The sequence below is a fragment of the Arthrobacter sp. BF1 genome, from assembly GCF_056680215.1.
In genome coordinates this window covers 2,405,937-2,420,398 of sequence record NZ_CM155271.1, presented here as the reverse complement: position 1 = coordinate 2,420,398, position 14,462 = coordinate 2,405,937, and the positions used below count along the sequence as shown (strand labels likewise).

Genomic DNA, 14,462 nt, shown 5'->3' with positions numbered 1-14,462 from the left:
GCTGGGTGGCTCTTTTTGCTTAGCCTGATACTTTTGGCTGCCGCTGCAACACAGCTCAGATCCAGTCCGTCCGGCGCAGCGGCGGCTGGTCACCGCCGGCACGCTGGACCAGGATCTGGTTCACACCCGTCAGGCCGGTTTCAAAGCCCAGGGCGCTTGAGGCCATGTAGAGCCGCCATATCCGGGCCCGCCCCATGCTGGTGAGACCAACCGCTTCATCCCAGTTGGTTTCCAGGCGTCGCACCCAGGCCCGCAGCGTCAGGGCGTAATGCCGGCGCAAGGCCTCAACGTCAAGGACCTCGAAGCCGCCGCTCTCCAGCGCGGTGACCACTTCGCCGAGGCTGAGCATTTCGCCGTCCGGGAAGACGTAGCGCGGGATGAACGAGTCAGGGTCCGGTTTGGTGGGCCCGGCATTCCAAGAGATGGCGTGGTTGAGCAGCCGGCCACCGGGACGGAGCAGCCCGTGCAGCACCTGCGCATAATGCGGCATCTGTCCGCGGCCGACGTGCTCGGACATGCCTATGGAACTGATCGCGTCAAAGGGGCCGTCGTCAATGTCCCGATAATCCTGCACGCGAATGTCAATGTTTTCGGTCAGGCCCACCTCGGCGGCCCGCTTGCGGGCAAACACAGCCTGCTCCGAGGAGAGGGTCACCCCCGCCACCGTCACGCCGTAGCTCTGGGCGGCGTGCAGGGCAAAGCTGCCCCAGCCGCAGCCCACGTCCAGCACCCTCATCCCGGGTTTGAGGCCGAGCTTCCGGCAGACCAGGTCCAGTTTGGCTTTCTGGGCCCCGTCCAGCCCGGCCGGAAGGCCTTTGTTATCCGTGTAGGCGCCCTCACCCCACACAGCGCACGAGTAAGCCATCGACGCTCCCAGCACCAAGGCGTAAAAGTCGTTGCCGACGTCGTAATGGTGCGAGATTGCCGCAGCATCCCGCTGCCGTGTGTGGAGCTGGCCCTTCCGGGTGACCTTTGCCTCTTCCGGCGGCGGGGCAGGATTGGGGCCCACCGCCCCCAGCCGGACGGCAGTACTCAGCAGCGTGGCCAGCTCGCGGGGCGTCAGCGGCCGGAAGGGGCCGGGCTCGGAAAACTTGCCCACCGAGCTCAGGGCAGCGAAGGCGGCGAAGATGTCGCCCGGTGCGTCAATGTCCCCGGCAACGTACGCGCGGCTCAGCCCCAGCTGCCCCGGGGACCACAGGATCCGCCGCAGCGCGCGGCGGGACCTGAACTCGAGTACCGGCGCGTCGGGCGGCCCCGCCTCGGAACCGTCCCATGCGCGCAACCTCAGCGGTATTTCATCAGTACCCAGGACGATGCCCAGCGCTTTCGCCAACAGCGGCGCTGCCCGATTTTCCGTAGCCATGGTCGGTGCCTTTCTTCAGGTATGGCCCAACAGTACGACGGCGGCGGCGCGCCTGTCAGTGCAGCGGCCCGATTATCATGGGGGAGTGAATGAGTCCCTGCCGCCGTGCCCCGAATGTGCCAGTGTTTACACCTATGAGATGGGTTCGCTCTTCGTCTGCCCGGAGTGCGGCCACGAGTGGGCCGCCGAGGCAGCGCCCGCAGTCGAGGAGGCCTTGCCTCGGGTCATCAAGGACGCGGTGGGCAACGTCCTGGCGGACGGCGACACCGTGACAGTGGTGAAGGACCTGAAAATCAAGGGCAGTTCCAACGTCATCAAGGTGGGCACCAAAGTCCGGGGCATCAGGCTCGTGGACGGCGTAGGCGATCACGACATCGACTGCAAAGTAGACGGCGTAGGCCCGATGCAGCTCAAATCCTCCGTGGTGAAGAAGGTCTAGCGGAACCCGGCCAGCAGACATGGAAAACGGAACCACCGGCGTTGTGGTCATCGGCGCGGGGCAGGCGGGGCTATCGGCGGCCTACCACTTGCAACGGCGGGGGCTGGGATACAAGGTCCTCGACGCCGAGCAGGGACCTGGCGGAGCGTGGCGGCACCGGTGGAAAAGCCTCATCATGGAAACCGTCAACGGCATCAGCGACCTCCCCGGAATCGCCAAGCCCGACGTTGACCCGGCGGAACCCAGTTCAGAGTTCCTGAGCAGGTACTTCGACGCCTACGAGCACGAGGTAGGGATCGAGGTCCTGAGGCCAGTCAAGGTCACCTCCGTTGCCCGGGAAGACACGGATCCGGCGGGCAGACTTCGGGTCAGCACCGATCGGGGTGACTGGTCAGCCAAAGCGGTCATCAACGCAACCGGTACCTGGACCAGGCCGTTCTGGCCCATCTATCCCGGTCGCGCCACGTTCCAGGGCCGGCAGCTGCACGTGGCCGACTACGTCTCAGCAGACGAGTTCCGCGGCAAGCACGTCATTGTGGTGGGCGGCGGGATTTCCGCCGTCGGGCTGCTGGACGAGATCTCGCAGGTCACCAGCACCAGCTGGTTCACCCGGCGTGAGCCCGAATGGCGTGACGCGACGTTCGACGCCCAGGCCGGGCACAACGCCGTCGCCCTCGTGGAAGAACGCGTCCGGCAGGGGCTGCCGCCGCAAAGCGTCGTGGCCGTGACCGGCCTCATCTGGACGCCCACCCTGCGGGCCGCAGAAAAGCGGGGCGCGCTGCACCGGCAGCCCATGTTCAGTTCCATAGAGCCCGACGGCGTCCGGCTCACCGATGGCAGCCTCCTCCGGGCGGACGTGATCCTGTGGGCCACGGGGTTCCGCGCGGAGCTCGAACACCTGGCGCCGCTTCACCTCAGGGGACCTGGCGGCGGGATCGCCATGGACGGAACCCAAGTGGCAGCTGAACCGCGGGTGCACCTGGTGGGCTACGGCCCGTCGTCGTCCACCATCGGCGCGAACCGAGCGGGCCGGGCGGCCGTGGCTGCCGTCCTGAAGTTGCCCGCGTTTCAGCAGTGACAGCCCAACCACCCAGCACACTCCCGGACGGCAGGAACCACGTGGCAGAGAACAGCCTTGAGGACATCTTCGGCAGGCTCCGGCGGCACCCCGACGTCGAAGCGCCCAATCTTCAGGCTTGGGACGCCACGGACAAGCTCCTGCTCGAAGCCGCGGCCGGCCTGGGAGGTCCGGACAGCCGCCTGGCAGTAATCGGAGACCGCTACGGCGCCCTCACCTTGGGGGCCTTAGCTTCACTGGGCGTCCGGCACGTCCGCGTGCACGAGGATCTCATCACGGGCGAGCGAGCCCTGCGGAACAACGCAACCGTCCTGGGCCTGGCAGGCTTTGAGCAGCTGCCGCTGGGGGAGCAATTGCTGTCCGGTGCCGGGACAGTGCTGCTGCAGCTGCCCAGGACCCTGGCGGAACTCGAGGAAATCGCCGACGCCGTGGCCCGGTACGCGCCCCCGGACGTTGTGCTCATCGCCGGCGGCCGGATCAAGCACATGTCCCTGGGAATGAACGCTGTCCTGGAGCGCCACTTCCGGACCGTCCAGCCCCAGCTGGCCCGGCAGAAGTCCCGGCTCATCATCGCCAGCGGCCCGAAGCCTGGCCCCTCCGCGGCCCGCCCCGCCGTCGAACACCTGGCCGAGCTGGACCTTGACGTAGCCGCGCACGGCGCTGTCTTCGCCGGCACCAAGCTGGACATCGGCACCAGGTTCCTCCTGACGTTCCTGCCCGAGATGCCCGCAGCCCGGCATGCCGTGGACCTCGGGTGCGGCACCGGCATCCTCGCTGCCATGTACGCGAGGGCGAATCCCGGTGCCCGGGTCACGGCCACGGACCGCTCCGCCGCTGCCGTCGCTTCTGCCGAAGCCACTGCGCGGGCCAACGGCCTTGCGGCCCGGATCACGGCGCTGCAGGATGACGCCATGAGTACCCTGCCCCCGGCAAGTGCCGACCTGGTCCTGCTGAATCCGCCGTTCCACCTGGGCGCCAGCGTGCATGCCGGGGCCGGGATCAAGCTGTTCGAGGCGGCAGCCAGGGTCCTTGCTCCGGGCGGTCAACTGTGGACGGTCTTCAACCGCCACCTGCAGTATCTCCCTGCCCTGGAACGGCTGGTCGGCCCCACTACTGTCAGGGGCAGCAACCCGAAATTCACGGTGGCGGTCAGCACCAAACGGGCTTAGGAGTCCGGCCGCGTCGTGGTCTGCTTCCGGCTCTGGGCGTGCGTCAGGCGGTAACGTACCATTCAGACATCATCTGTACGTTGCCGCAAACTATAGGGGAGACCGTGCCAGACATACGCCAGCCCTCGGCTCCACGGCGCGGGACGAACCTGCCGCGCATGGGGGACTTCAACCTGACGGTGATCCTCGATGCCATCCGCAGGTCATCGGGCGGCCTGAGCCGCGTTGAACTCGCCCAGATCGTGGGCCTTTCGCCGCAGACGATCTCCAATATCTCGCGCCGTCTGCTGGACCAGCACCTGATTGTGGAGGCCGGCAAGGAAGGCAGCGGTCCGGGCAAACCGCGCACCATGCTGCGGCTCAACCCGGCAGGCATGTACGCCGTGGGCGTCCACCTGGACCCCGCAGTCACCACCTTTGTGGTCCTCGACCTCGTGGGCGCAGTGGTGCAGCATTCCCGCATCAAAACCCCCGGCGGAAACGATCCTGCCGCCGTGATCGCCACCATGGCCACCGAAATCGGTCAACTGGTTGCCGCATCGGGTGTGGACACAACCAAGATCGCGGGCCTGGGCCTGGCTGCCCCCGGACCGATCGACCTGGACAACGGCACCGTGGTGGACCCGCCGCTGCTGCCGGGCTGGGACCGGGTTGAACTCCGGGACGCCCTGGCCAAGGCAACCGGGTACTCCGTTCTGGTGGACAAGGACGTTACCAGCGCCGCCGTCGCCGAAACCTGGGCCGGCGGCCCCAGCGGCGCGGGGAGCTTCGTGTTTATGTACATGGGCACCGGCATCGGCTGCGGCATTGTGCTCAACGATGAAGTGGTGCGTGGAACGTCAGGGAACGCCGGCGAGATCGGCCATATCGTGGTGGATCCGGACGGCCCGCCCTGCGACTGCGGCCTGCGGGGCTGCGTGAAGTCTTCTGTTATCCCGAAGGTGCTGGTGGCGGAAGCCGTTGCTGCCGGAATCCTGGATGGCTCCGCGAAGCACACCAGCGGCGCTGAGGTGCAGCAGGGTTTCGCCCAGTTGTGCGACCTCGCCGAGGCCGGAGACGAGAAAGCGCTGGCCATCATCGACAAGTCCGCCGTCCTGGTGGCCCGGGCGGTCTCGGTGGTCACCAACACGCTCGATGTGGAAAGAGTGGTGTTCGGCGGCCCGTTCTGGAGCCGGATCGCGGACCGCTACCTGGAGAAAATCCCGGCGCTGGTGGATGCCAATAGCGCAGCCCGCCTGATCCATACCATCGAGGTTGTGGGCACGGGAGTGGGCGAGGATGTGGGCGCCATTGGCGCCGCCTGCCTCGTCCTGGAACATACCCTCGCGCCCCGGGCACAGCGGCTTCTGCTGGAAGTCTAACCGGGGCTGCTTGCCTGCGGCAGGAGCCCCATCTAGCATGTGCATATCGCCGCGGCTGGGGGCCCGCAGTCAAAAGGGGACAGCAGCCATTGATTGAATGGAGCACCATGCGTCCTCGGGCCTTCAAAATCACGTCACTCATTGCGGCTGCGGCCATTGCGCTCACAGCTTGTTCACCGGCCGCGCCCCAAGCGGAAAGCAAAACCCTCAAGGTGGTCTACCAAAAGACGGACTCCTTCAGAGCGCTGGACAGCCTGTTCCAGTCGGCTAAGCAGGAATTTGAAGCCGCGCACCAGGGCGTCACGGTTGCGCTGGAGCCTATCCAGGCGAACGACGACGATTACGGCACCAAGCTTGCCCTGGCCCTCCGCTCGCCCTCCACGGCCCCGGACGTTTTCTACGAGGACACGTTCAAGGTGCGGTCCGACGTCGACGCCGGTTACCTCCTCAAACTGGACAGCTACCTCGAGGGGTGGAAGGACTGGGGGAAGTTTGAGGAGGGTGCCAAGGCGGCGGGGCTGGGGGACGACGGCGGCACGTACGCGGTCCCGCTGGGCACCGACACCCGGGCCATCTGGTACAACAAAAAGGTGCTGGGCTCGGCAGGCATCAGCGTCCCCTGGGAGCCGCGCACCTGGCAGGACATCCTGGACACAGCCCGCAAAATCAAAGCCAGCAGCCCCGACGTGGTGCCGTTCAACATGTATGCCGGCAAGGCCACCGGTGAAGGCACCGTGATGCAAAGCTTCTACGAACTGCTCTACGGAACCGGGGCCGAACTCTACGACGCCGATGCCAAGAAGTGGGTGCTGGGTTCGCAGGGATTCACGGACTCCCTCGCCTTCCTCAAAACCCTCTATGACGAAAAGCTGGCTGTCTCCCCGGCCGAGGCCCTGGATGCCAACGTGTGGAAGAAGGTTTTCGGGGAATGGCTTCCGCAGGGCAAGATGGCCGCCACTGTGGAAGGTTCCTACACGCCCTCCTTCTGGCAGAAGGGTGGCAGCTACGAATGGCCGGACTACGGCCAGGACATGGGCGTGACCGCTTTCCCCACCCGGAACGGCCAAGCGCCCGGCGGAGTCAGCATGTCCGGCGGGTGGACGCTCGCGGTCGGGGCAGGGACCAAGGACCCGCAGCTGGCGTTCGATTTCCTCGCCACGGCCTTGAACCAGAAGAACTCCCTGGCCTTCAACATCGCAAGCTCCCAGATTGCCGTGCGCAAGGACGTCGCCGCTGATGCCACATACCAGGCGGCCAACCCGTTTGTGAAGGACGTGTCCGAGCTTGTGTCCCTCACGCATTACCGCCCGGCAACAGCCGACTACCCTCGGATCTCGGCGGCAGTCCAGGAGGCCACCGAGGCTGTGATCACCGGGGCGAAATCCCCTGAGCAGGCCGCCGCAGGGTATGACACGGCGGTGAAGGGCATCGTCGGTGACGCCAAAACCGTCGTGAAGTAGCTGGTGGCAATCACCACTCCCCAGCGGCGGCCCCCCGTAAGCCGTCCGCTGCTCCGACGGCAGGCGCGGCTGCTTCCGTTGCTCCCCGCCGTGCTGCTCCTGCTGGTGTTCCTGGCCGGGCCCGTCCTGTGGGCCTTCCACGCTTCGTTCACCAACGCAGCCCTGACCGGCCGCAACGCACGCAGTCCCGGCGGGGTGGGGCTCGAAAACTACCAGAGGCTCTTCACCGATCCAGTCCTGCCCCTGTCCCTTGCCCTGACCGTCATCTTCGTCGCGGGCTCGGCCATCGTGGGCCAGAACCTGCTGGGACTGGCCATCGCCATTCTGATGAAGCGGGCGCGCCGGCCGGTGGCCGCCATCGTCGGAACAGCGGTGGTGGCTGCCTGGGTGCTGCCGGAGATCGTGGCGGCGTTCGCCGCGTACGCGTACTTCAGCCGGGACGGGACGCTGAACCATTTGCTGGGTTCCGTGGGCCTCGGGCAGCCGGACTGGCTGTATTCGTTCCCGATGGTCGCCATCATGCTGGCCAACATCTGGCGCGGGACCGCCTTCTCCATGCTGGTGTACCGCGCCGCCCTGGATGACGTTCCCGGCGAGGTCACGGAGGCCGCGCTGATGGACGGCGCCAGCGGCTGGCAGCGGCTGGCCTACGTGACCGTCCCCCTGATCCGTGGCAGCATCGCCACCAACCTCATGCTCATCACCCTGCAGACGCTGGCTGTCTTCACCCTCATCTGGGTGATGACGGCGGGCGGCCCCGCCAATGCCAGCACCACCCTGCCGGTGCTGGCATACCAGGAAGCCTTCAAATTCGGTGACATCGGGTACGGAACGGCCGTGGCGTCAGTGTTGATCCTGATCGGCCTGGTTTTCGGCGTGATCTACGTCCGGCTCCTCCGGGAGTCCAAGCAATGACGACGGCGGCGCGTGGCACCGCCGGGACCGGCCGGCGGAATGGCGGGGGTGCGGTGTCACGGGCACAGCAGCGCGCCCGGGTCCCGGCGGACGCTGCCCTGATCCTGATCGGAGCCTGCTTTGTCCTGCCGCTGCTGTGGCTGGTGCTGGCCTCCCTCGATGCCTCCGCCGGGCACGAGGCGAGGCTCCCCAGCGAGGTATCGCTAACCAATTTTGCCGCGATCATGACACCCGGGCTGCTGTTCCAGCCACTGTGGAACAGCATGGTCCTCTCTGCCGGGACCGCCGCCGTCAACCTGGCCGCGGCGGTACTGGCCGCCTACCCGCTCTCCCGGTACCAGTCCCGGTTCAACAGGCCTTTTATGTATACGATCCTGTTCGGGACGTGCCTGCCGATCACAGCCATCATGGTCCCGGTCTATGGCCTGTTCGTACAGCTTGACCTGCTGGATTCCATGCCCGCCACGATCTTCTTCATGGCAACCACTACGCTGCCGATGGCCATCTGGATGACGAAGAACTTCATGGACGCCGTGCCAGCATCGCTGGAAGAGGCAGCCTGGGTGGATGGCGCCTCCGGATTGATGGCACTGCGGACCATCGTGCTGCCGTTGATGCGGCAGGGCCTTGGCGTGGTTTTTATCTTTGTGTTCATCCAGGCCTGGGGGAACTTCTTTGTCCCCTTCGTGCTGCTCCTGTCCGAAGCGCGGCAGCCCGCGGCAGTTTCGATCTTCAGCTTCTTCGGACAGCACGGGGCAGTGGCCTATGGCCAGTTGGCCGCTTTTTCCATCCTGTACTCAGTGCCGGTGCTGGCCCTGTACGTCTTCGTGGCCAGGGGCGCGGGCAATTCCTTCGCCCTGTCAGGTGCCGTCAAGGGCTAAACCTGCCGGGCCGAATTAGTCAGTCGATGTCTTCGATGACGGTCCCGAACGGGATTGCATCGTCCAGATGTGCCTGGTGACCGTGGGGCAGGTTGAGCACCCGCACACCGTGGGACTGATCCGCCGCTGACTGCATCAGGATGGGCCGCACGGTGTTGATGAAACTCTCGCTTTTTCCTGCGAGATACTCCTGGTAACTGGCTGGTAGCTGGATCATTTCAACAGGATAGACCGGACGGACCCGCCATGGGGAGGGGTCCCCATTGCGGGCCGCATCGAAGCTGGCTTGGATAGGATGGCGGGCGGAGAGCCGCCGGCCGGCTACACAGTCAGTCCACAGTCACCAGGCAGCAGCCATCAGGGGGAAATCCAGTGCTTCAGACCAGCGCGCCCGCACGCATCGAACCGGCGGAACTGGCCCGTGCACGGCAGGTGGTGGCGAACATTTCCCGCAGCTTCGACGCCAAAGTGGTGGGCCAGGCCCGGCTTCGTGAGTCCCTGCTGGTGGGCCTCCTGACGGGCGGGCACATCCTGCTGGAAAGCGTGCCGGGACTGGCGAAGACCACCGCCGCCCAGACCGTGGCCGAGGCCGTGAGTGCGGAGTTCCGGCGAATCCAGTGCACTCCGGACCTGCTGCCGAGCGACATCGTGGGAACGCAGATCTACGACGCCGCCAAGGGCACCTTCATCACACAGCTCGGTCCGGTGCATGCCAACATCGTCCTGCTCGACGAGATCAACCGCTCCAGCGCCAAGACCCAAAGTGCCATGCTCGAAGCGATGCAGGAACGGCAGACGTCCATCGGCGGGCAGGAGTACAAACTGCCCTCGCCGTTCCTGGTGCTCGCCACCCAGAACCCGATCGAGCAGGAGGGCACCTACCAGCTGCCGGAGGCGCAGATGGACCGCTTTATGCTCAAGGACGTGCTGGATTATCCGTCGCCCGCCGAGGAAACGGAGATCCTCCGGCGGATTGATGCCGGGATCTTCACCGCGGAGCAGAAACCTGCCGCGGCTGCATCGCTGGACGCCGTGGTGGGCGTGCAGGAACTGGTCCGCCGGATCTACATCGACCCGGCCATCACCAACTACATCGTGGGCCTGGTGTTTGTGACCCGCAACGCCGGCCAATACATCGACCGCCGGCTGGCGGGGTTCATCGAGTTCGGCGCCAGCCCCCGCGCCAGCATTGCCTTCAGCCAGGCTGCCCGGGCCGTGGCGCTCCTCAACGGCAGGGACCACGTGATCCCGGAGGATGTGAAGTCCCTCGCCCACCGTGTGCTGCGGCACCGTCTGATTCTGGGCTTTGATGCGGTTGCCGAGCAGGTGCCGGTGGAGACGGTCATTGACGCCATCGTGGCCTCCGTCCAGACGCCCTGAGCACGGCGGTGACCAGCCTCTTCCAGCGCGTGAAGGCGAAGATGGCCATCTTCGCCCACCGCAAAGCCCGCGGCATGCTCGACGGCGAATACGGTTCAGTCTTCCGCGGCCGCAGCCTCGATTTTGACGACCTCCGCGCCTACATCCCCGGCGACGAGGTCCGCGACATCGACTGGAAGGCGTCCGCCAGGCACGGGTCGCCGCTCATCAAACGGTATGTTGCCGTGCGGCGGCAGACCGTCCTGCTGGTGACAGACACAGGCCGGAACATGGCAGCCGAAGCCCGCGACGGCGAACCCAAGAAAGACATCGCCGTGATGGCCCTCGGCGTGGTGGGCTACCTCGCGCAGCGGCACGGTGACGTGGTGGGCCTGGTCTGCGGTGACAGGCATGGCACGCGCACCATCCCGGCCAAGCCCGGCGAGCTGCACCTTGAACGGATCCTTCGGGAGATTGATTCGGCCACAACCCTGGACTCGGCTCCCAGCAGGATCGAGGCTCAACTGGAACACGTGGCCCGCACGGTCAAGGGCAGGTTCCTGCTCTTCGTCGTGGCTGATGAGTTCGCGGCCGGCCCGGACATCGAACAGCTGCTGCGCCGGCTCCGTGCCCAGCATGAAATCCTCTGGTTCACCGTCCGCGACGCGGACCTCGCAAGGGAGGGCGGCGCGGAGGGCGGCGCCGCGCAGGACGCCTTCAGTGTGGCGGACTCTGCGGCGCTGCCGGGGCACCTGGCTGCCTCCCCGGCCATCATCGAAGCGTACGCCAAGGCTGCAGGGGAGCGGGACGCCGGCAGGCAGGCCATGTTCCGCCGCACCGGTATCACCGAAGGCCACGTGACCGGCAGCAGCACGGTGATGACGGAATTGTTCGCGCTCCTGGAAAGGCACCGGCGTGCAGGCTGATCCCGGCCTCATCGGGCCGCTCCAGTACAGCCAGGGCTGGATGTGGGCGGGCCTCGCCCTGCTCACCCTGGTCCTGGGCTGGTACGGCTTCGTGTTCCTCAGCACCCGCCAGCGGCGGTCACCGGCGCCGCCTGCCCGGTTCACGCCGCCGTCGGACCTTCATGACCTCAAGGAGGCCTACTTGCAGCGGATTGACGCCGTAACTGCCGACGCCGCCGCGGGCTTGCTGACAGCCCGCGAATCACACCAGGAGCTGAGCCTGTTGGTGCGCCGGTTTGCCCGGGACGCTACCGGGGTGGACGCGCCGAGGATGACCCTGGCGGAACTGCACCTGCACCCGCTTCCCGGTATCGCCGAGGCCGTCCGCAGGATCTATCCCGGCGAATTCGGCGTGGAGCCGCTGCCGCCACTGACGCAATCGGCCGAGACAGCCCGCCGGGCGGTGTGGCAATGGAACTGATGTTTTGGTGGTTGATCCCGCCTGCGCTGCTCCTGGCGGCCGTGGCGCTCTGGCGTGCCTTCCGCCCGGACCCGCAGGCAAACGCACGACGCCGACCGGTGGCCCATGCGGACCGCCTCACCGCCCTGCCCGAATACCAGGCTGCCCTTCGCCGCCACCGCCGCTGGCTCGCCGTGGCGGCGCTCGCGGCAGGGACCCTGCTGGTGTCCGCCGTGGCCGCGGCGGCGCGCCCGGTAGAACTGACCACCATCCGGCCGGAGCAGCGGAACCGGGACATCATGCTGTGCCTGGACAGTTCCGGCTCCATGAGCAGCGCAGATTCTGCCGTAGTGGAGGTCTTTGGCACGCTCGCAAAAGAGTTCGACGGCGAAAGGATCGGCCTCACCATCTTCGACAGCAGCGCAGTCCAGATCTTTCCGCTCACCGATGACTACGAATACGTGCAGGAACAGCTCAAGGTAGCCAAAGCCGCCTTTGATGGCGACCCCGGCAGTGCGGGCTTCCTGGACGGCACCTGGAGCGGCCGGGGGTCCTCGCTGATCGGGGATGGCATGGCATCCTGCGTCAACGGGTTACCGGACCGGGCCGGCGCCGGTGCAGCCGGCACAACATCAGGAACCGACGGAACTGGCAGCACCGGAGCTGCCAAGCAGCGTTCCCGTTCGGTTGTCCTGGCGACAGACAATTACCTCTCCGGTGCTCCGATCTTCACCCTGGAGCAGGCGGGCGCCCTCGCGCAGGAGCGCGGCGTTCGGGTGTACGCGCTGAATCCCGGTGACTTCGACTACGGGCCCGGACCGGGGCAGCCCGGTGCACGGCTGCGCGCAACAGTCGAAGCCAGTGGCGGGGCGTATTATCCGCTGGACACGACGGATGCCGTGGCGGACATCGTCCGCAGGGTGCAGGACACGGAAGCGGCCGCGATGCGGGGCGCACCCCGCGCCGTGGTCTCGGACCTGCCCGACGTGCCACTGACGGTGGCACTCGTGTCCGGGCTGGTCCTGGCAGGCGCGTCATGGCGGCTGAGGCCATGACCCTGCAACCCATCCTTCCCTGGTGGCTGATGGCCGCCCTCATCGTCGGCGCCGGACTGTTTCTGGCCTGGCGGCTGGTCCTGGCGTCACGGGAGCCCGTACTGGCGTCACGGGCATTCGGTGCCCGCGAGCCCGGTGCCCGCGAGCCCGGTGCCGGCGGCCGGGGCAATGGCAGCCAGCTCCGTGAGTGGCTGTTCCGTAGCGCCCTGGTGCTCCTGCTCCTGGCTGCCGCCCTCAGGCCGGGGGTCCCGGGCGGCAGCGCCCAGGCCGCCGCCGCGGACGTCAACGTCTTTTTTGTGGTGGACACCAGCAGCAGCATCGTGGCCGAAGACTACGGCAATCACATGCCCCGGCTGGACGGTGTCCGTCAGGACATCATGGCAATCGCCGGTGAACTGGCCGGAGCCCGCTTTACCCTCCTGACGTTCGACAGCAACGCCGTGGTCCGAATGCCCCTCACCACGGACACGTCCGCCCTGGACACCGCCGTCGCGGTCCTGCAGCCGCAGGTGACGGCCTTTTCAAAGGGGAGCAGCATCACCTCCGCCAGCAAGCTGCTGACTGAGCGGCTGCGTTCCGCGCGCGACAGCCACCCCGAACGGCCCCGGCTGGTCTACTACCTGGGCGACGGGGAACAGACCAGTGCCGCGGCGCCTGAGGCCATCAAGGTTGACGGTGGCCTGGTCAACGGGGGAGCCGTGCTGGGCTACGGGACACCGGAAGGTGGCCGGATGAAAGAGAACACCGGGCGGCGTTCCGGCGGTGACGGCTCGGCGGGCTACATCCAGGACCGGACCTCAGGAAGTGGCAGGGACGCGCTGTCCATCATCGATGAAGGGAAGCTGCAGTGGATCGCCGGCCAGCTGGGCGTTCCGTATGTCCACCGTTCGGCCGGCGGTGCCGTGGCGCCGATGATGCAGGCGGCGGACCCCGGCAAGCTCGAGCGGGCACCGGAAGGCGCCGGTCTGGACGGCCGTACTGAGCTCTACTGGATCTTCGCCCTGGGCGCGTTCCTGCTGGGCCTGCGGGAGGCGTTCCTGCTGCTGCGCCAGTGGCGGCGGCTCCCAACTGAACGGGCGCTCCCGACTGAACGGGCACTCCCGACTGCACGGGTGAGCCCGGACGCGGCCCGACCCGTAACGGAGGCACGGAAATGAGTAACCCGGCTAAGGCCCGTGCCGGTTACCCGTCCTCAGGTGACCAGTCTCCGGGGAATCGACTGCAGCGCCGCCGTCGACTGCTCTGGTGGTCCCTCCTGCCGGTCCTATTGATCCTGTGCCTGGCCGCCAAGCTGCTTAGCGTCGGGATGTTCGGCGGGAATGCAGGCAGGAGTTTCGACGCCGGCGACTCCCGCGCAGTGGCCGATGCGGCCGCGGGGCTCCGGATCGCCAACTTCACCGAACCGCACAAGGCGCCTTTCGCGGAAGGTGATGGCCTGTTCCTCGCCGGGGACTACGCCGGAGCCCGCCGCAGCTTCGAGCAGGCACTGCTGCTGGCCGGCCAGACCGATGAATGCCTTATCCGGGTCAACCTGGCGCTCAGCGTCGAACGCCTCGGTGATGCCAAGGCCACTGCGGGGGACCTGGCGGCGGCGGCCAGCCTCTTCGCTGAGGGCCTGGCGGTGGTCAAGGCAGCCCCGGACGGGTGCCTGAACGCCAGCGCCGAGAGCGGTGACGGGGCCGGGGCAGGGGCAGTGGACAAGCTGAAGCAGTCGGCGGAGAGGCTGATCCAGAAGTCGGCGGAAGCTGCCGCCGGCACCACCACGCCTGAACCGGCCAAGCAGCCCGGGCAAGCCGGGCAACCGGCCGAACCGGGGAACCAGAGCCAGGTCGACCAACTCAAGGACAGCACCCGGGAGGCTCAGAGCGAGCGGAATTCCGGGCAGGAGCGGGACGAGTACCTGCGGGACGATGACTTCGGTTCCGGGCCGGACCGGCCCTGGTAGGCGAAGAAAATTCTGTACCGTCACGAAACAAGGCGTAAAGGTGCGTCTTAATTCGGTTGTGAACTTGAACGG

Annotated in this window: 15 protein-coding genes; 13 read left to right on the top strand and 2 right to left on the bottom strand. The window is 66.9% G+C overall.

Annotated elements, in window-relative coordinates; genetic code table 11:
- Window positions 1-55 precede the first annotated feature (55 nt).
- Complete coding sequence (locus tag AC1MCD_RS11355) at window positions 56-1,363, bottom strand: class I SAM-dependent methyltransferase (RefSeq protein ID WP_498671997.1); 1,308 nt, start codon at window positions 1,361-1,363, stop codon at window positions 56-58.
- Between the two features lie 85 nt (window positions 1,364-1,448).
- Here AC1MCD_RS11355 and AC1MCD_RS11350 point away from each other — a divergent pair, with 85 nt between their 5' ends.
- From AC1MCD_RS11350 to AC1MCD_RS11320, 7 genes are all read left to right on the top strand, one after another.
- The gene (locus AC1MCD_RS11350) at window positions 1,449-1,802 is read left to right on the top strand and encodes a zinc ribbon domain-containing protein YjdM (protein WP_498671995.1); all 354 of its coding nucleotides are present in this window, start codon (window positions 1,449-1,451) and stop codon (window positions 1,800-1,802) included.
- Between the two features lie 19 nt (window positions 1,803-1,821).
- Entirely contained in the window at window positions 1,822-2,880 is a 1,059-nt protein-coding gene (locus AC1MCD_RS11345) for an FAD-dependent oxidoreductase (RefSeq protein ID WP_498671993.1), read from the top strand.
- Between the two features lie 41 nt (window positions 2,881-2,921).
- A complete protein-coding gene (locus AC1MCD_RS11340; protein ID WP_498671990.1) occupies window positions 2,922-4,049 on the top strand; it encodes a class I SAM-dependent methyltransferase in 1,128 nt (375 codons plus the stop codon).
- A 158-nt stretch (window positions 4,050-4,207) separates the two neighbouring features.
- Window positions 4,208-5,410: an ROK family transcriptional regulator gene (locus AC1MCD_RS11335; RefSeq protein WP_498678299.1), complete on the top strand. Its 1,203-nt coding sequence runs from the start codon at window positions 4,208-4,210 to the stop codon at window positions 5,408-5,410.
- A 107-nt stretch (window positions 5,411-5,517) separates the two neighbouring features.
- Window positions 5,518-6,870, top strand: coding sequence for an extracellular solute-binding protein (locus AC1MCD_RS11330; RefSeq protein ID WP_498671989.1), 1,353 nt, complete (start codon window positions 5,518-5,520; stop codon window positions 6,868-6,870).
- Between the two features lie 3 nt (window positions 6,871-6,873).
- A complete protein-coding gene (locus AC1MCD_RS11325) occupies window positions 6,874-7,785 on the top strand; it encodes a carbohydrate ABC transporter permease (protein ID WP_498671988.1) in 912 nt (303 codons plus the stop codon).
- Entirely contained in the window at window positions 7,782-8,666 is an 885-nt protein-coding gene (locus tag AC1MCD_RS11320) for a carbohydrate ABC transporter permease (protein WP_498671986.1), read from the top strand. The genes AC1MCD_RS11325 and AC1MCD_RS11320 overlap by 4 nt, the downstream gene beginning before the upstream one ends.
- Before the next feature lie 19 nt (window positions 8,667-8,685).
- On the opposite strand, the gene AC1MCD_RS11315 is transcribed toward AC1MCD_RS11320, so the two are convergent.
- Window positions 8,686-8,883, bottom strand: a complete 198-nt coding sequence (locus AC1MCD_RS11315) for a hypothetical protein (protein WP_498671984.1) — start codon at window positions 8,881-8,883, stop codon at window positions 8,686-8,688.
- Between the two features lie 155 nt (window positions 8,884-9,038).
- Here AC1MCD_RS11315 and AC1MCD_RS11310 point away from each other — a divergent pair, with 155 nt between their 5' ends.
- Genes AC1MCD_RS11310 through AC1MCD_RS11285 form a run of 6 tightly spaced genes read left to right on the top strand, consistent with a single transcriptional unit; the run spans window position 9,039 to window position 14,390 of the window.
- On the top strand, window positions 9,039-10,046 hold the full coding sequence (locus AC1MCD_RS11310; protein WP_498671982.1) for an AAA family ATPase: 1,008 nt from the start codon (window positions 9,039-9,041) through the stop codon (window positions 10,044-10,046).
- Between the two features lie 8 nt (window positions 10,047-10,054).
- Window positions 10,055-10,951 (top strand): DUF58 domain-containing protein, encoded by an 897-nt coding sequence (locus AC1MCD_RS11305; protein WP_498671979.1) that lies wholly within the window; start codon window positions 10,055-10,057, stop codon window positions 10,949-10,951.
- Complete coding sequence (locus tag AC1MCD_RS11300) at window positions 10,941-11,411, top strand: hypothetical protein (protein ID WP_498671977.1); 471 nt, start codon at window positions 10,941-10,943, stop codon at window positions 11,409-11,411. Before AC1MCD_RS11305 ends, AC1MCD_RS11300 begins: the two co-directional genes overlap by 11 nt.
- Window positions 11,402-12,445 (top strand): VWA domain-containing protein, encoded by a 1,044-nt coding sequence (locus AC1MCD_RS11295; protein ID WP_498671975.1) that lies wholly within the window; start codon window positions 11,402-11,404, stop codon window positions 12,443-12,445. Before AC1MCD_RS11300 ends, AC1MCD_RS11295 begins: the two co-directional genes overlap by 10 nt.
- A complete protein-coding gene (locus tag AC1MCD_RS11290; protein ID WP_498671973.1) occupies window positions 12,442-13,602 on the top strand; it encodes a VWA domain-containing protein in 1,161 nt (386 codons plus the stop codon). Before AC1MCD_RS11295 ends, AC1MCD_RS11290 begins: the two co-directional genes overlap by 4 nt.
- Window positions 13,599-14,390, top strand: a complete 792-nt coding sequence (locus AC1MCD_RS11285) for a hypothetical protein (protein WP_498671971.1) — start codon at window positions 13,599-13,601, stop codon at window positions 14,388-14,390. Before AC1MCD_RS11290 ends, AC1MCD_RS11285 begins: the two co-directional genes overlap by 4 nt.
- The last annotated feature ends 72 nt before the right edge of the window (window positions 14,391-14,462 follow it).